Annotated in this window: 16 protein-coding genes; 10 read left to right on the forward strand and 6 right to left on the reverse strand. The window is 39.3% G+C overall.

Annotated elements, in window-relative coordinates; all coding sequences use genetic code 11:
• Position 1: 1 nt before the first annotated feature.
• Positions 2-709 (reverse strand): ATP-binding cassette domain-containing protein, encoded by a 708-nt coding sequence (locus OQ268_RS13250; RefSeq protein ID WP_265856664.1) that lies wholly within the window; start codon positions 707-709, stop codon positions 2-4.
• 52 nt (positions 710-761) lie between these two features.
• Positions 762-1,679 carry a glycerophosphodiester phosphodiesterase family protein gene (locus OQ268_RS13255; protein ID WP_265856666.1) on the reverse strand — a complete coding sequence of 306 codons (918 nt, stop codon included), beginning with the start codon at positions 1,677-1,679 and terminating at the stop codon, positions 762-764.
• 327 nt (positions 1,680-2,006) lie between these two features.
• Between OQ268_RS13255 and OQ268_RS13260 the strand changes: the two genes are divergently transcribed.
• The 4 genes from OQ268_RS13260 (at position 2,007) to OQ268_RS13275 (ending at position 6,181) form a co-directional block, all read left to right on the forward strand.
• Positions 2,007-3,653 (forward strand): glycine--tRNA ligase, encoded by a 1,647-nt coding sequence (locus OQ268_RS13260; RefSeq protein ID WP_265856668.1) that lies wholly within the window; start codon positions 2,007-2,009, stop codon positions 3,651-3,653.
• A 251-nt stretch (positions 3,654-3,904) separates the two neighbouring features.
• Positions 3,905-4,777, forward strand: coding sequence for a DUF6252 family protein (locus tag OQ268_RS13265; RefSeq protein ID WP_265856670.1), 873 nt, complete (start codon positions 3,905-3,907; stop codon positions 4,775-4,777).
• Between the two features lie 142 nt (positions 4,778-4,919).
• Entirely contained in the window at positions 4,920-5,327 is a 408-nt protein-coding gene (locus OQ268_RS13270) for a helix-turn-helix domain-containing protein (protein ID WP_265856672.1), read from the forward strand.
• 89 nt (positions 5,328-5,416) lie between these two features.
• Entirely contained in the window at positions 5,417-6,181 is a 765-nt protein-coding gene (locus OQ268_RS13275) for an SDR family NAD(P)-dependent oxidoreductase (RefSeq protein WP_265856673.1), read from the forward strand.
• 49 nt (positions 6,182-6,230) lie between these two features.
• Here the strand turns inward: OQ268_RS13275 and OQ268_RS13280 are convergent, their stop codons facing one another.
• Complete coding sequence (locus OQ268_RS13280; RefSeq protein ID WP_265856675.1) at positions 6,231-7,427, reverse strand: C40 family peptidase; 1,197 nt, start codon at positions 7,425-7,427, stop codon at positions 6,231-6,233.
• Between the two features lie 135 nt (positions 7,428-7,562).
• Between OQ268_RS13280 and OQ268_RS13285 the strand changes: the two genes are divergently transcribed.
• The 5 genes from OQ268_RS13285 to OQ268_RS13305 all read left to right on the forward strand — a co-directional run bounded on the left by OQ268_RS13285 (position 7,563) and on the right by OQ268_RS13305 (position 12,465).
• Positions 7,563-8,252, forward strand: coding sequence for a CAP domain-containing protein (locus tag OQ268_RS13285; protein ID WP_265856676.1), 690 nt, complete (start codon positions 7,563-7,565; stop codon positions 8,250-8,252).
• Between the two features lie 47 nt (positions 8,253-8,299).
• Positions 8,300-8,818 (forward strand): GtrA family protein, encoded by a 519-nt coding sequence (locus OQ268_RS13290; protein ID WP_265856677.1) that lies wholly within the window; start codon positions 8,300-8,302, stop codon positions 8,816-8,818.
• Between the two features lie 376 nt (positions 8,819-9,194).
• Complete coding sequence (locus OQ268_RS13295) at positions 9,195-11,012, forward strand: aromatic amino acid hydroxylase (RefSeq protein ID WP_322974007.1); 1,818 nt, start codon at positions 9,195-9,197, stop codon at positions 11,010-11,012.
• A 36-nt stretch (positions 11,013-11,048) separates the two neighbouring features.
• Positions 11,049-11,750 (forward strand): SDR family oxidoreductase, encoded by a 702-nt coding sequence (locus OQ268_RS13300; protein ID WP_265856679.1) that lies wholly within the window; start codon positions 11,049-11,051, stop codon positions 11,748-11,750.
• Positions 11,751-11,916: 166 nt separating this feature from the next.
• Positions 11,917-12,465 carry a C40 family peptidase gene (locus tag OQ268_RS13305; protein WP_265856681.1) on the forward strand — a complete coding sequence of 183 codons (549 nt, stop codon included), beginning with the start codon at positions 11,917-11,919 and terminating at the stop codon, positions 12,463-12,465.
• 1 nt (position 12,466) lies between these two features.
• Here OQ268_RS13305 and OQ268_RS13310 read toward each other — a convergent pair whose 3' ends face one another.
• The 3 genes from OQ268_RS13310 to OQ268_RS13320 form a co-directional block, all read right to left on the reverse strand.
• A complete protein-coding gene (locus tag OQ268_RS13310; RefSeq protein WP_265856683.1) occupies positions 12,467-13,072 on the reverse strand; it encodes a YdeI/OmpD-associated family protein in 606 nt (201 codons plus the stop codon).
• Between the two features lie 17 nt (positions 13,073-13,089).
• Complete coding sequence (locus tag OQ268_RS13315; RefSeq protein ID WP_265856685.1) at positions 13,090-13,977, reverse strand: flavin reductase family protein; 888 nt, start codon at positions 13,975-13,977, stop codon at positions 13,090-13,092.
• A 222-nt stretch (positions 13,978-14,199) separates the two neighbouring features.
• Positions 14,200-15,195 (reverse strand): fumarylacetoacetate hydrolase family protein, encoded by a 996-nt coding sequence (locus OQ268_RS13320; protein ID WP_265856687.1) that lies wholly within the window; start codon positions 15,193-15,195, stop codon positions 14,200-14,202.
• 349 nt (positions 15,196-15,544) lie between these two features.
• Between OQ268_RS13320 and OQ268_RS13325 the strand changes: the two genes are divergently transcribed.
• On the forward strand, positions 15,545-16,711 hold the full coding sequence (locus OQ268_RS13325; RefSeq protein WP_265856689.1) for a homogentisate 1,2-dioxygenase: 1,167 nt from the start codon (positions 15,545-15,547) through the stop codon (positions 16,709-16,711).
• Positions 16,712-16,784 lie beyond the last annotated feature (73 nt).

Raw genomic sequence — 16,784 nt, forward strand, 5'->3', positions numbered from 1 at the left:
GTTATGCGGTAAGTTTTCTGAAAATATCTTCTAGAGAATCTTGGTTATTTGCTGCCTTGATTCCTGACAGGGAGTCTTTTGCCACAATCTTTCCTTTATTAATGATGATGATGTCATCGCAAATGGCTTCAACCTCTTGCATAATATGGGTAGAGATAACGACTGTTTTGTTTTTACCAAGTTCTCTAATCAATGCCCTGATATCTACCAGCTGATTTGGATCTAAACCCGAAGTTGGCTCATCTAAAATTAATACCTCGGGGTTATGAATAATAGCCTGCGCCAGCCCTACCCTTTGGCGATAACCTTTTGATAGCATACCAATTTTCTTGTGTTGCTCTGGGGTTAAACCTACCATCTTAATTACTTCATCAATACGATGCTGAAGATTGTTAAGTTTATACGTCTGCCCTACAAAGCTTAAAAACTCTTTTACATACATATCCGGATACAGCGGGGTATGCTCTGGCAGGTAACCGATATGTTTCTTGGCTTCTATAGTTTGCGTTGAGATATTTTTATTAGCAATTTCGGCTTCGCCTGAAGTTGGTGTTAAATAGCCTGTTAACATACGCATGGTGGTAGATTTCCCGGCACCATTCGGACCTAAAAAACCTAAAATACGCCCAGGACTGGCTTCAAAACTGATTGAATCTACAGCCTTTTGTTGAGCGTAATGTTTAGACAGATTTTTAACTGAAATACCCATATTTATCTTTCAATACCGCAGAAGCATTAACAAACTGCGTATTATTAAGCCACTAATTAATGTAAGGAGACGTTATTTTTTTGTTGTACCTAAATTTGTCTAATTGTTCTGCTGCCTGGCCGATATTATCTGATGAAAGGATATCTGCCCCATTGTTAACCAAATGATAGTAAATATTCCTAGCCGGACTTGCAATGGAACTTTTATCGATATTGCCCATAGTACCTAATATCGTGGTAATTCCTTTCTCATGAAGGAATTGATACAATTCTCTATCTGGTGCAGATACGCCCACAAAAGCTACGATTCTATTGTTGGGTATGCCTAAACTGTTGAGCCGCTTTAACTCTGCCTGCTTTTGAACCGATGCCGATATCATCAATTCTGGCGCTAACTGATGCACTTCTTGCGCCTGGTTTGCGGTGTACGTAATGATAATGGAGTTGCTTTCTACATGATACTGTCTTACCTTTTCAATTACTTTTGCGTAAGACACCCCTTTTTTTAAATCGATTGTTAACAGTACTTTCCCTTTGCTCCAATTTAACACACTATCTAACGTAGGGATTTTAAAATTGGTTTCTTTCCCGTCATTATCTTTCAAATTGAAAGCTTTCAATTCTTCGTAAGTGTAATCGCCAATGAGTCCTTTACCCGTTGATGTACGATCTAGTTGATCATCGTGCATGATCACTAAAACGGAATCTTTGCTGTAAGCGATATCAAACTCGATAACCATCGGGTTATAAGTTGTGGCATTTTCAAAGGTTTCGATACAATTCTCTGGAAAGCCAGGCATTGGACCACCCCTATGTGCACTGATTAATGGGAAACGATTTTCAGGAGTCCATTTTAAAAACTGGTATAATTCTTTGTTGTTATTGAATTTAATATAGTGATGAACTTTTTCTTCTTTGCATGAGCTGAAAGCAATGATGATGAATAAGAAAAGTAAGTATTGAAATTTCATGGTTCAAAAATAGGAAAAAATGGAAGATTAAGATACATAACTGATTTCTGGGCATATTGCCATTTTTCGGCTGATAGAATAACAACACTGGCCAATTAAACCAGATTGAAGCGAACACGGAGTGCAACGAAGTAAAGCGGAAAGCGGGAGGCAAAAGAACCTAGAAGCATTGAAATTGCTTTTCTAAAAACTTTGCGCTGCAAGACTAAGAGTAATTTCGAAAAATCGCATCGAAAAGGCAGACCACGGCTACTTAAAAATAGCCTCCAAAAACCTTGTAGCTTATGCCTTTAAACCCTCCACCTTTTTATTATCTTTGCCTCCATTATGGCTCAAAAGAATAACGACGAACAATTTAAAAATGTAATATCACATGCAAAAGAATATGGTTTTGTATTCCAAAGCAGCGAAATATATGATGGCTTAAGTGCCGTTTACGATTACGGCCAACTGGGTGCCGAATTAAAAAACAATATTAAATCGTACTGGTGGAAAGCCATGGTACAAATGCATGAAAACATTGTGGGTATTGATTCTGCAATTTTTATGCACCCGAAAGTGTGGAAGGCCAGCGGACACGTAGATGGTTTTAACGACCCGATGATTGATAATAAGGACTCGAAAAAACGGTACCGTGCCGACCAATTATTGGAAAATAAAATTGATGAGCTATATTCGGAATTGGCCAATTTTAATGCAGACAACAGAGCAAAGTTTGAAGCATTTCAACAGGAAATTCTTTCTTGGACAGATGAAAATCAAGCGGGTTGGATTTCTGGATTTAAGAATTCCGAAACAGATGGATATGATAGGAATATTTATCCTTTCATGGATGAGGCGAGCTGGAGGTTTGTGAAAAAAGGATTAGCACTGGAAGTAGAGATGAACCTTGCGCTTAAATCTGAGAACTTAGCGCAGCTTAAGGATCTGATTGTTGACTATAAAGTAATTTGTCCGATTTCTAAGACGAGTAACTGGACGGATGTTCGCCAGTTTAACCTGATGTTTAGCACACAATTTGGTGCAATGGCAGAAGGAAGTGACGAAGTTTACCTTCGTCCGGAAACGGCTCAAGGTATTTTTGTAAACTTTTTAAACGTTCAAAAATCTGGAAGGATGAAGATCCCTTTTGGTATTGCACAAATTGGTAAGGCTTTCCGTAACGAAGTAATTGCCCGCCAGTTTATAATGCGCATGCGTGAGTTTGAACAAATGGAAATGCAATTTTTTGTTCGCCCCGGCGAGGATAAAAAATGGTTTGAATACTGGAAAGAAGCCCGTTTAAAATGGCACCAGGCTTTGGGCACCAGCCCAGAAAAATACCGTTACCACGACCATGTTAAGCTAGCGCACTATGCCAATGCCGCAACTGATATCGAATTTGAATTCCCATTCGGATTTAAGGAAGTTGAAGGGATACACAGTAGAACGGATTTCGATTTAACGCAACACCAGGAGTACTCTGGTAAGAAAATGCAATATTTTGATAACGACCTAAATGAGGACGGCAAACCTTACGGAAATTATGTTCCTTATGTTATAGAAACATCTATTGGCTTAGACCGCATGTTTTTGTTAACAATGATTAACGCGTTTGAAGAGCAAGATTTAAGTACTGAAGATAAGCAAGATAGCCGTACACTGTTACGCCTGCACCCTGCATTAGCACCCTACAAAGTTGCTGTTTTCCCCTTAACTAAAAAAGATGGCTTGCCAGAAAAGGCACGAGAAATTATGGATGCACTTAAATTCGATTTCAACTGCATTTACGAAGAAAAGGATGCCATTGGTAAACGTTATCGCCGTCAGGATGCAATTGGTACCCCATTCTGCTTAACGGTAGATCACCAGAGTTTAGAGGATAATACCGTAACTATACGCCACCGTGATAGCATGGAACAAGAGCGAGTAGCTATTGCTGATTTAACTGATCTAATTGGTAAGGCGGTAAGTTGGAAAACTTTGCTGGCGTAGATATACAAAACATTTAGCCCGCTTTAGAAGCTAATAAGTGATATAACCACAGGTATTTTCCTGTGGTTTTTTTATTCAATTTTGTACCGTTTATTGCCCTTCGTTATTTTTTCATTCATATAAACAGCTGGCAAAATACATGGGTTGGCTAACTGATTAGTAGCTAACGATTGGAACGGATGAATTCTTAACTTAAAATCTGTCAAATAATTAGAAAAACTTATCTTTGCCCAAAATTTAAAATTTCGCTCATGAAGATTCGGATTAAACTATTTCTTTCGGCTATTATTTGCCTTACAATTATCTCATCTTGTAAAAAGGAGATTGATTACCACCCTGAATGGGATCTTGCTACAATGAGCGCCAAAACAGACGGCACCTTGGTAACATGCTCAATGGCCACAGCGCAGTTTTTTCCTGTTAATGGTAAAAACACCCTACAAATTATTGGAAGTAAAGGTGAAATGGCTTTTAGTTTGATGATAAACGAATTTAAAGGTACGGGCACTTATAATTTAAGCGACAATAATTTGGGGATTTATGCTGAGTCGTTAAATGGAATAAAAAATGCTTATTTAAGCTCGGCGAATGGTTCCATTAAAATTACAACTTACACGCCTGACAAAATAATTAAAGGAACATTCGAATTTCAAGGCGCTAATATCTTAACCTCTGCAACCAAAAAAATAACCGAAGGCCAGTTCAGCATTAGTTTAGTACCTGTAAAAGTTCCTGCGGTTACGCCAGGCAATACCAATTTAAATGCTAATGTAGATGGTGCGGCTGCCAGTTTTACCGGTGAAGCTATTTCTATTAGCAGTCCGATTGGAAACCTTTTGAGTGTAATTGCGGTTAATGGAGATAAACGCCTTACACTATCGCTTATTGGCTACAAAGGAATTGGCACGTATGACATTGCAAAAGATGGCGAGGCCAGCTATTCAAAAGATCAATCTGCCACCGGATCATTTTATGCAGAAACAGGAACCCTGGTTATCACCAGTGAAAGCGGCGGAAGATTAAAAGGAACATTTTCTTTTAAAGGGCCAAACCAGAATGCTACCGTGGGTACATCAGTAAATGTTACCAATGGCACTTTCGATGTGCCACTTAGCAAAAAATAAGATACTTTAAACTATAATATAATCTGCTTAGCGACAACCTAAGTGGATTTTTTTGTTTTAATTAATCTTGACAAATTTCATATCGCGAAAAAACGAAATCTGCACAATTGTAACATATCTTTGTTTTATTCTTGAATCTGATATGCCCATTCCTCAAAAATTCTTTGCTCGCCGCCATGAAATTGCGGCCGATTACTTGAAAGCCTTAGATCAGCACCTTGACGACTTAGTGGCTGGCCGGGTAAGTGAAATGTTAGAAGTTAGAGACTTTGCCTCGTTAATTCACGTTCATCCTACCCATTTAAGTAATACCATCAAAGCAGCCACCGGTCATTCACCATGTTTCTTTTTTGAAGAAAAAATAATGGAAATAGCAAAAGGAATGTTGCAAAATATCCGCACGCCCATTGCCGAAGTGGCCAGAACATTAACCTACGATCCTTCGAATTTTACCAAGTTTTTCAAACACTTTTCGGGGCAAACGCCTAAGCAATATCGCGAAGAATATTTTTTGTCGTTGCTTCCCGAACAAGAAGCTATCAGCAGGTAAATAAACTTAACTACTCACCATTAAAACTTAAACAATCACCATTTTTACACTCCGTTTTGCTTTAGTTTTGTTTATCAAAATAAAAGAACATGGAACAACTAAATAAAATTGCACTGATAACAGGTGGCAGTCGCGGATTGGGAAAAAATGCTGCCATACATCTGGCGAAGAAAGGTATAAATGTAATTATCACCTATCAATCTAAAGAAGCTGAGGCCAATGAGACTGTTGGGATCCTTAAAGAAATGGGCGTAAATGCTGCAGCTTTGCAGCTAGATGTTGCAAAGAGCGATACCTTTGATCGTTTTCTGAGCGACACGGCATCTCTTTTGAAAGCGGAGTTCAACGTAACAAAACTTGATTATTTAGTGAATAACGCTGGCATTGGTATCCACACTCCATTTGCAGAGACTACTGAAGATCAGTTCGATACTTTAGTGAAGATTCAATTTAAAGGACCTTTCTTTTTAACACAAAAAGCTTTGCCATTATTAAATGATGGCGGTGGCATTATTAATATTTCAAGCGGCTTAGCCCGGTTTTCACTACCCGGGTATGCAACTTACGCTGCAATGAAAGGTGCCATGGAAACGCTAACCAAATATCAGGCTAAAGAATTGGGATCAAGAGGAATTAGGGTAAATATTATAGCGCCCGGCGCAATTGAAACAGATTTTGGCGGTGGTGCTGTGCGAGATAACGCAGACCTAAATGCAGTTATCGCATCGCAAACAGCATTGGGTAGAGTAGGTTTGCCAGATGATATTGGTGGAGTTGTAGCTTTCTTATGCACAGAAGAGGCTCGGTGGATCAATGGACAACGAATCGAGGCTTCAGGCGGTATGTTTTTATAAGAAATTTCGAACCTGCTTACCATTACAATGTGGCAGGTTCGAAAACATTTTACCTCCCATACCAAGCGTGTGCAGCTACCCGTAAGATTTCGGGCTTACCAATATCGGTTAAAACTCTCCTTGCACCAACCAACGTTTTATATTCACGCTCGTCGAAATTATTGGCATCGGGTTTTAAGCTATTCACCCGTACCATGCCCGCAGCTTGAATAAACTCGCCATCTCCCATATAGATTGCTGTATGCGTAACCTTACCACCGCTTACCCCACGCAATTTTGCTATAGCAAAAAACAATAAGTCGCCCGGCCTTAAATTCCGCAAGCATTTATCTATACTGATGGAATCATTCTCTAGCACTTCTATTTCGGTACCTATTAATGCTTGTTGCGAGGCGTCTCTTGGAATCACAATGCCATTAAGAAAATAACTGGTTTTGGTAAATCCACTGCAATCTACCCCTTTTACAGAAGTTCCGCCCCACAGATAAGGTACACCAATTAAAGTTTTAGCCGTGTTTAAGATGGCGTTCGCATTAGGGTTAGCTTGTTTAAGCCATTTAGAAAAGAGTACACTTTCATCTTTCTTTACAAAGCCAGTTCTTTTATCAGGAAATTCGACCTTGTAAAAATTTTTTGCTTCACCTGTAACCACCAAAATGTTGCCATTAACCAAGTCAGATACCCGTTCGGCTTTCGCATCTCCATCTCGGTAAGCATGCCCGTAATCTGCAACGTACATTATTCGCTTTGTGCTTTTCCAATCATCAAAAGCAGTCTTATCCATTAGGCTAACAGCTGTAGCATCCGTGTAAGAGAGATATCCGTCTGGCGTTCTTACTAAATAATAACCACCTTGTTTTTTGAGCACTTCTACTGGGGTACCCAAAATCATCTGCGTCATCATCTCTGCGGCATTATTTGGTGCAGCCCTATTGTTGCAAACGGAAAGATTTGCCAATCCGAATGTTAAGCCATTTAAATTTTTAGCAGGCAAAAGCTCATTCACCACTATCAGGTTAGCAAAATGTTGCCTCTCTTCAGCCAAATGCGATAGAATCTCTGCCGAGGTACTTTCTGCAAAAACAGTATCCCCATTAAATTGAACTTGGAAATAAACCGATCGCTTGTCTGGCGCAAACTGTTTTTTTAGTGCATTAGCTGCCAATCGTACCCCCGCAGTATCTACCTGTGCTTTTGAGGCCGAATTAAAAAGTAAAAAACAAACGAAAAAAATCAATTTCTGCATAAAATCAAAACTACAAATAAAGCCATTCCAACACTTATTCTAACCTGTAACTAATTGCTTACTTAAAGTTTTTTCAAAATTCGGCATCTCCAAAATAAACCAAACAAAACACCGTTATCCTACAAAATATATTACATGCGCAAAAGCCTAATGGTACTATTCTCTTTGTATTTTGTGGCTTCTTACGCAAAGGCACAAAGCTGGACAAATGCCGACTTTGCCAGAGCAAATACTGCGGCTAGCGCATCTTACCTTACCAACGAAGAGAAAAACATTGTAATGTATATGAATCTCGTTCGCATAGATGGCGAAAAGTTTTACTACACTTTTTTGGCAGATTACATCAGCAACTATAACGCTAAGGTTAGAAAATACCGCAACTACAAGGAGTTATCCATAACACCAAACAACGCTTATTATGTTTCTCTATTAAAACATTTACGCGGCGTTAAAAATCTTCCCCTTTTTTTGCCCGATGAGCGGCTGACAAACATGAGCAGAAACCATGCGCAAGATCTCAGTCGCAATAATTTAGATACCCATGAAAGTAGTAATGGCACAAAATTTATTAAAAGATTGGCCAGGTATTTTCCAAACCGTGCAGGCAGTGAAAGTATAGATTTTGGTTACTCGAATAGCTTAGACATTGTTTGCCATTTACTACTCGACTGCGGCGTACCCGAACTTGGCCATCGCTTTAACATTATCGATCAGCGCAGCAAACTGAACACTGTTGGCATTAGCATTCAACCCCATCCTTCATATAGCTGGTGTGCTGTAATCGATTATGTTGCACAACCCATTTATTTAACAGCTAAACCGTAAAACACAGGTCAAATAAAATATAACTTTTGCAGCAATTCTTTATATTTTTGGCCAACATAACCACACCAATGCGCAAGGCCATTCTATCCATTATCGATTTTTTTTACCCCCCTTTTAAAAGATTCATTTCGCTTCATAATTTCAGGTACCTGGCAACAGGCGGTGGCACGCTCCTATTGGGCATTCTGAGTTATTATTTCGCTTACTTTTTCATTTTTAAAACCCCGGAGGTCAATTTCGGCCTAATTGTATTGCAACGCGAAACAGCATCGCTCCTGGTAGATTATTCAGTTGCCATACCCACCAGTTTTCTCCTTAACAAATACATCATTTTCACCCACAGCGAACTTAAAGGCCGTGTGCAACTTTTCAGGTTTTTAAACCTCCAGCTAATTAATATCCTGGCGAATTATGTATTACTTAAATTTTTATTAGAGCTACTAAGAGATTACCCAACACTTTCTATGCTTTCTAGAATTGCTGTTTCGGTTTTAATGGCGCTTTTTAGCTATTTATACCAACATTATTTTACCTTCAGCGTAAAAAAAATTGGCGGTAAAAGTTAGTGGTTTTACATTTTTAGAAAAGCAATATACCAGCAACTATTTTACCTTGTTCCCACTATTCACTCCAATCTTTTTGTTGTTACGTTACCAGAATATGGAAATGAGTAAACACAACAAAAAGGATTTCCGTTGCTATTGGGTTTAAGTGGCTTAAGCAGTGCTACTATGTCCGTTTTCATAGCACTGGCAGATTTGTTTGTGCTAAGAACAGGCTTAAGTGTCTAAACGGGATGGAAGCGGTATCGCCCAATTTTTCATTGGGCATTTAGCGTACAGCCCGGCTACAATTACCGACGTTAGGCACACTTTCATTTCCAAAAAAAAATTGCCGGCAACTTTATGCAACAAATTAACGACTTAATGCTTGTTAACATTAATGCAACAAGCTAACTTAGTAACCGACCAACTTATTTTCAGCATACCAATGAGCCATTTTAACGATTTTAATAATGCGCAGGTAGCAAAATTGCCCAATCATTTAAAGCAATTCATTGTTAACCAGAATTACCAGAAATATACGCCCATAGACCAAGCCGTTTGGCGCTACGTAATGCGCCAGAACTATAGTTACTTAAAAAACGTTGCTTACTATCCTTACATAAAAGGACTGCAAAAAGCGGGCCTAAGCATTGAATATATTCCAGATTTACAAACCATGAATGATAACCTCGGCAAGATTGGCTGGGGCGCCGTTACGGTAGATGGTTTTATCCCGCCAGCAGCGTTTATGGAATACCAAGCGTATCGTGTACTGGTTATTGCTGCTGATATTAGACAAATTAACCATATTGAATACACTCCGGCACCAGATATTATTCACGAAAGTGCCGGTCATGCACCAATAATTGCCGACGCCGATTATAACAATTATCTCAGCTATTTTGGTTCTATTGGTGCCAAAGCCATGTTTTCTGCCAAAGATTTCGAGCTTTACGAGTGTATTAGAAAACTATCAATTTTAAAGGAAGCAGTAGATGTAGACGAGGCAGAGATTGCCAAAGCTGAAAAAACACTGCGTTATGTAAGCGAGAACATGGGAGAACCATCAGAAATGGCTTTGCTTGGCCGTCTTCACTGGTGGACGGTAGAATATGGTTTGATTGGAACCTTAGAAAATCCAAAAATTTATGGCGCTGGTTTGCTATCTTCTATTGGCGAAAGTGCCAGTTGTATGCACGCCAACGTTAAAAAGATTTGGTATAATATCGATACCATTAATTATCAGTACGACATTACCAAGCCACAGCCGCAGCTTTTTGTAACGGAAACCTTTCAAAACTTAATCGATGTTTTAGAGCAATTTGCCAATACCATGGCTTTTCGCCGCGGCGGCACAGAGAGCATTATGAAAGCCATTGCATGCAAAAGCGTAGCTACTGCTGTATACTCTTCTGGATTGCAGGTAACAGGCGTATTTACAGATGTAGGTATCGATGGTGCTGATGAGCTTACCTTTTTGAAAACTACAGGTCCTTCTGCTTTGGCTTACCAAGGCAAGCAACTGGCAAACCATGGTAAAAACTACCATACAGATGGTTTTTCTTCGCCAGTGGGCCGACTGAAAAATACGAACAAGCCGCTGGAAGACTTTAGCGATGATGAAATTATAGGTGAGGATAGCATTACTACATTGTTTTTCGAAAGCGGCATAAGGGTGAGCGGTACAATTACCAAAATCTACCGCGAAGATGGCAAGATTTTAATTATCACATTTACAAACTGTACGGTTACCGAAAGCAACAATAACATCTTATTTAAACCCGAATGGGGCATTTACGATATGGCCGTTGGGGAGAATATTGTTTCAGTATTTAATAGTGCTGCAGATAAAGATGCCTACGAAGAGATTACATTAGTGAGTAAAGAAAAAACACACTTGATCGACTACGATGACAAGACGTTGCAGCTGCATGAATTATATAAGCAGGTACGCAATATTCGAGAAAGTGGCCAAAATTTGGAAGCGCTTGCAGCCATCTTTGAAGATTTGAAACTTGTACACCGACACGATTGGCTTTGTGCGCTGGAAATACTGGAAATTATTTACCACAAGAAAATATACCACCAGTTGGAAAAAGAAATTCAAGTTTACCTCGAAATGAAAGCCAGTACGTTCACGGAATACACCAAACTCATTAATGATGGTTTATACGTGATTAAAAATCCGGTTAGCCAGTTATTTGTTAATGATTAGCTTTGCACAAATTTACCATTGAATTAAAGAACACACATGAACATTATTATTACGGGTGCCAGCAGCGGAATCGGTTTCGAAACAGCTTTAGAATTTAGCTTACAAAAAGAAAATAAAATTGTTGCCATTGCAAGGTCGGCAGATAAACTGCGAAAATTATTAGAAATTGCCAAAGGGATAAACCCCGATTGTACGCTTTTACCTGTGGAGTTTGATATTGTACATGATGATTATGCAGCACTAATTCCTTTCCTGAAAGAACGATTAGGGCATATTGATATCCTAATTAATAATGCTGGTTCACTAATTAATAAACCTTTCCTAGAAACTACTGAAACTGATTTGGGCGAAATGCTCCAAAGCAATGTTATTGCACATTTTAAAATGATCCAGAATATATTGCCTATGTTGCAAAACGGCAGTCATGTTGTTAATATAGGCAGCATGGGCGGTTTCCAGGGTAGCGTGAAGTTTCCAGGTTTGGCCGCATATTCTGCAAGCAAAGCGGCATTGCATACACTAACGGAATGCCTGGCCTTCGAACTTGCAGACACAGGCATAAAAATAAATTGTCTGGCGTTGGGGTCTGCACAAACAGAAATGCTCGAGGCAGCTTTTCCAGGCTATCAAAGTCCTGTAATGGCTTTCGAAATGGGTAAATATGTAGCCGACTTTGCAAAAACCGGTCATAAATTTTTCAATGGAAAAATTCTGCCCGTAGCCGTAACCACCCCGTAGTAGTTCCAGGTTTTTATGATGTAAGATTAAAGTATTGATGTAAAAAATCTATGCTGTTGTCTAAATTTATTCTTTTAGCAGAATGATGTGAAGCTGCATATTGTTTGAACTCGTTTTCAACATTTTAATTGGCTTTAGATAATTTTTATATCTTTGAAACCAACATATGAAGAAAATAATAGTATCCATTCTGTTTTTCATTTTGTCTGCAGCAGCAGTTAAAGCACAAACAATTATCCCGGCACAGTACCAAGAGATGGTCAAAAAATTGGTAAGTTCACTACCAAAAGAAACCAAAAACAATAATTACGACAAGCAAGAAACCAGCTCAGAAACCCTGATTGATTTTGCGAAAAGCATGTTGGGTATTCGCTACCGTTATGCCACGAGCAACCCGAAATTAGGCTTCGATTGTTCAGGATTTGTGAATTATGTGTTTAGCAATTTTGGTTTCAAAGTGCCACGATCATCAAGAGAATTTAGCGGAGCTGGTAAAGAAACCAGCCTCGAAAATGCCAAGATTGGCGATGTATTAATCTTTACGGGTAGCAATTCGAAGGTTAGGCGCATTGGCCATGTTGGTATAGTCTATTCTATCGATGAGAATGGCATCAAATTCATCCACGCCTCATCTGGCAAAGCCCATGGCGTAACCATTACCGAACTAAACGGGCATTATAAAAGCCGTTTTATGAAAATCGTAAGCATTATCTAAATTACTTCTCGTATTTCCACATTCTGCTTTTACCTTCGGCTATCCATTCTATGGCAGTCTCAAGTCGTTTCTGTTTTGTAGCTTCAGTTTTTGCCTCTTCTAGCCATAACACATAATCTTTCTTTTTAGATGGGCTAAAATCCTGGAATACCGATAAGGCTGCAGTATTTTCCGCTAATGCGGCTAAAAAATATTTGGGTATAACCAATTCCTGCTTCTCTTTAGATTGCACCTTTGGAGGCAACTTAACCCCATCCTCATTTAGCTTTACAGCCTTCAGAATATATGCAATCAATGTTTCGTCATCAGGCAAATCTGCCAGCGACTTAATTTTGCCAAGCATCCCCATGGCATTGGTGCTATTTTGGAAAAGTTTCTGCTCATCCTCCATCAGGCTACCTTTCCAAAAACCAAGTGCACAATGGTTTTTAAATGCTGCAATATGGCATACTGAGCCTTTATAGTCGAAAAAAGGCATACCCCACTTAATTGTTTCCTCAATATCGCTGCAAGCAATGTGAATCAGCGTACGTAAATGATTTAAAATTGGTTGCGCAAATGGTGCTGCTTCAAGAATGTAGCGGTCTACCTGAACATTGTGTTTCATTACAAAAAATCTACTGGTTACAACAAAACAATTTTTAGTGCTAATGCTACCTTCCCCTCTGCTAGACATTTCCTGGCTAGCTCATGCAGTTCCCGTTCCCGGTTGGTTGCATCGCCTATAGTGGCATCCAAAATTTCTTTCACTTCTGGTTGCTGCATAATCAAATCTATCTCAACGTCACTAGGGAGCTGTTCTACATTCCCTAACATCCCCAAATCATTACCGGTTAATACTTTAGAAAAACGTACCGACTTGGGCAGCGCATCTACGCCGAGGCCCAGGGTAGATAACGGTTTTGCCACTTTAAATAAATTGTTCGCCGTAACGCGGCAATACCAATCGCCACCCAAACGGGCCACTAAATCTATTTTCTGCTGGTCTATTTTGCCGCTTTCATCCAGGATATTTTCATTAATATGTATTAGTTTTACTTCAGCTAAAATCAAGTTTCCTGCCCCATGCATATCTCCCAACGGAATTACCTGGTTAACCACACATTCCATTTGCACTGGTGCTTGGGCAACCCTAGGCGGTTTCACCAAATCAGATTTTAACATGGTAAAGCCCGCTTTGTCAAATTCATTCACACCTTTCGCATACTCGGTACTGGCCAAACTCATCTGTTGTACCATTTCGTAATTCACAATATTAATCACGCATTCCGGTACCTCCAATACATTTTCTAAGGTATGCTTAGTCGTGTTGTCACGCACTCGCCTCGCCGGCGAAAACACGCAAATTGGTGGCTTCGTGCTAAACATATTAAAGAAACTAAACGGGCTCAAATTGATATTCCCCGCAGCATCAATTGTCGAAGCAAAGCAAATCGGACGGGGAGCCACGGCATATTGCAAATAATTTTGCAATTCCATAGCACTTAAATCTTCAGTTTTTAAAGTGAGCACAGTAAAAATATAAATGTTTGAAAATCAATTGCAACAGCCTGGTTAAAGTCAGTCCCGCCATCTGCACTATCTTTTTTGCCAAGGCCAGTGCTTTAACCAAACTTTCTATACCAAAAAAGGATAGTTGCGCCTGTCGGGTTTAGTAAGTTCGGTAAACTTAAGTAATTTCGATTCCTTTAGAGCGATCAACCCTTATCATTGCCCATCAAGCAATTAAACGGTCTATTTTTTTAATGCCAATATGGAAAAATCAGTATCAGCCTTAGCAATGTTATTGGTTAAAGCGCCCAAGCCCGTAATCTCCATTTCTACAATATCTCCAGGCTGCAACCATTGCACTTTATAATCAGGGTTGTTTAATAAGCCCGTGCCATTAAGCTCTAAAAAACAGCCTGTACCAACTGTTCCAGAACCGATCACATCGCCAGGTAAAACATCAACGCCATAAGCACAACGCTCAATAATTTCAGCAAAAGTCCAATCCATGTCTGCTGCATTTCCTTTCGAAACTTCGATGCCATTTACGCGGCAAGTCATTTTTAAATCGTAAGCATTGCCTACATGGCCATCCTTTGCGGCAACCTTATACTTCTCCAATTCATCAGGCGTAACCAGCCAGGGGCCAATAACAGTAGAAAAATCCTTTCCTTTGGCCGGTCCCAGGTTCAATAGCATTTCCTCCATTTGTAAAGTTCTGGCGCTCATGTCGTTCATGATCATGTAGCCCGCAATGTAGTCATCAGCCTCTTCGGCTTTTATATTTCTTCCTTTTTTACCGATAACAATGGCCAGTTCCAATTCAAAATCGAGTTTTTCAAAATGATCTGGCATGCAAGTAATTTCGCCTGTACCTTGTATTGCATTATGGTTAGTGAAATAGAAAATAGGGTATTCGTCAAACTGCGGAATCATCTCAACCTTACGGTTTCTGCGGGCGGCAGCTACGTGTTGTCTAAAAGCATAAGCATCTCTACAACTAGTAGGTTGTGGAACAGGGGCCAGAAGCTCATAAAAAACTTCTTCTTTGGCTTTTAAACTCCCATCTTGTAATTGTACGTTAACCTTTTTTGCTCTTTCCATCAATACTTCTCCACCTTGCAAAAATTCGTTCATATTGTCAGGAATCAACTTATCGCAACTATTTAAGTTATAAATATGGCCATTTAAGTAAATGCCCAAGTGTGCGCTGTCTTCTGTTTTGTAGGATACTAATTTCATAAGATTTGGTTAAAATACGGGGTAAAGCTAATAATTTAAGAGAGTAATCAAAACGCTATGTAACGCTGTAGCCATTTTTTTTATCGTATAAGCCATGTAAAAAACAAAGAAATTTCTAGTTCAAAATAATTTCAGTAATTTAGCCACATCAAGACCATGATTTTAAAAGCATTACATATCAATTTAGTTAACGATGCCATTGCAGCTCGTCGCTACAAGATGCTTTCCAAACTCATCATGGCTCAATATTCTCTATAAAATTTCATTTGCATCACGCTTAATTGAAACGTCCTGCCGTTTTAATTGTTTAGTCTTTTAGACTTTATTTTCTAACCTAACATAAATCAATATGCCTGTTTATCACAAATTGGGGCAAATTCCAGCGAAACGTCATACTGTTTTTCGCAAACCCGATGGAAATCTTTATGCAGAAGAACTGGTATCTACAGAGGGATTTTCGAGCTTATATTCGCTCGTTTACCACTGCCACCCGCCGACCATAGTAAAACATTTGGCCGAGCCATATAGTGTAGCACCAACCATTGCCCGTGAAAAACATTTGAAACATACCAGCTTAATTGGTTTTAATATTAAGCCTGAAGATGATTTCCTGGAAAGCAGAAAGCCAGTACTGGTTAATGATGATTTACATATCGTGCTTGCTGCCCCAAAGAAATCGATGACCGACTATTTCTACAAAAACAGTCAGGCTGATGAAATGATCTTCGTCCACGAAGGATCTGGAAAACTTAAAACAGGCTTTGGCGAAATTAAGTTTAGTTACGGCGATTACCTGATTATCCCCAGGGGAACCATCTATCAATTGGAATTTAACGATGCTCAAAACCGCCTGTTTATTGTAGAAAGTTTTAGTCCGTTAAGACCGCCAAAACGTTATTTAAATCAATATGGTCAATTGATGGAGCATTCGCCCTATTGCGAGCGTGATTTACGCTTACCAGAAAACCTGCAAACACACGATGAGTATGGCGATTTTAAAGTGTTGATAAAAAAACAGGGTTTAATTTATCCGTACACCTACGGCACTCATCCTTTTGATTACGTGGGTTGGGACGGCTATCATTACCCATATGCATTCTCAATTCATGATTTCGAACCCATAACTGGCCGTTTGCATCAACCACCTCCGGTTCATCAAACCTTCGAGGGACGAAATTTTGTGATTTGCTCATTTGTGCCACGCAAATACGATTATCACCCGGATTCTATTCCGGCACCCTATAACCACAGCAATGTAGATAGTGATGAAGTTTTGTATTACGTAGATGGGGATTTCATGAGTAGAAAAAGCGTAGTTAAAGGACAAATTACCCTGCATCCGGGTGGCATACCGCATGGCCCACATCCGGGTACTGTAGAGAAATCTATTGGAAAAGAAAAAACAGAAGAACTGGCCGTAATGATCGACCCTTTTAAACCGCTAATGCTTACAGATTATGCCATAAGTATTGAAGATGAAAATTACCACAAAAGCTGGCAAATTAACATTGAGTAAAGAGAAATGGTGACCAAGCCTATTGGCTAAAACAATAATTAAAATCATACCCAGTCTTTAGAGATTACATTCG

The organism is Pedobacter sandarakinus, from assembly GCF_026240095.1.
Classification (GTDB): Bacteria; Bacteroidota; Bacteroidia; order Sphingobacteriales; family Sphingobacteriaceae; genus Pedobacter; species Pedobacter sandarakinus.

Bases quoted from the DNA above. Each gene is read 5' to 3' on its own strand.
- OQ268_RS13260 (WP_265856668.1), top strand. From the start codon at position 2,007: ATGGCTCAAAAGAATAACGACGAACAATTTAAAAATGTAATATCACAT.
- OQ268_RS13325 (WP_265856689.1), top strand. From the start codon at position 15,545: ATGCCTGTTTATCACAAATTGGGGCAAATTCCAGCGAAACGTCATACT.
- OQ268_RS13300 (WP_265856679.1), top strand. From the start codon at position 11,049: ATGAACATTATTATTACGGGTGCCAGCAGCGGAATCGGTTTCGAAACA.
- OQ268_RS13280 (WP_265856675.1), bottom strand. From the start codon at position 7,427: ATGCAGAAATTGATTTTTTTCGTTTGTTTTTTACTTTTTAATTCGGCC.
- OQ268_RS13265 (WP_265856670.1), top strand. From the start codon at position 3,905: ATGAAGATTCGGATTAAACTATTTCTTTCGGCTATTATTTGCCTTACA.
- OQ268_RS13250 (WP_265856664.1), bottom strand. From the start codon at position 709: ATGGGTATTTCAGTTAAAAATCTGTCTAAACATTACGCTCAACAAAAG.
- OQ268_RS13275 (WP_265856673.1), top strand. From the start codon at position 5,417: ATGGAACAACTAAATAAAATTGCACTGATAACAGGTGGCAGTCGCGGA.
- OQ268_RS13320 (WP_265856687.1), bottom strand. From the start codon at position 15,195: ATGAAATTAGTATCCTACAAAACAGAAGACAGCGCACACTTGGGCATT.
- OQ268_RS13295 (WP_322974007.1), top strand. From the start codon at position 9,195: ATGCAACAAGCTAACTTAGTAACCGACCAACTTATTTTCAGCATACCA.
- OQ268_RS13270 (WP_265856672.1), top strand. From the start codon at position 4,920: ATGCCCATTCCTCAAAAATTCTTTGCTCGCCGCCATGAAATTGCGGCC.
- OQ268_RS13305 (WP_265856681.1), top strand. From the start codon at position 11,917: ATGAAGAAAATAATAGTATCCATTCTGTTTTTCATTTTGTCTGCAGCA.
- OQ268_RS13255 (WP_265856666.1), bottom strand. From the start codon at position 1,679: ATGAAATTTCAATACTTACTTTTCTTATTCATCATCATTGCTTTCAGC.
- OQ268_RS13310 (WP_265856683.1), bottom strand. From the start codon at position 13,072: ATGAAACACAATGTTCAGGTAGACCGCTACATTCTTGAAGCAGCACCA.
- OQ268_RS13285 (WP_265856676.1), top strand. From the start codon at position 7,563: ATGCGCAAAAGCCTAATGGTACTATTCTCTTTGTATTTTGTGGCTTCT.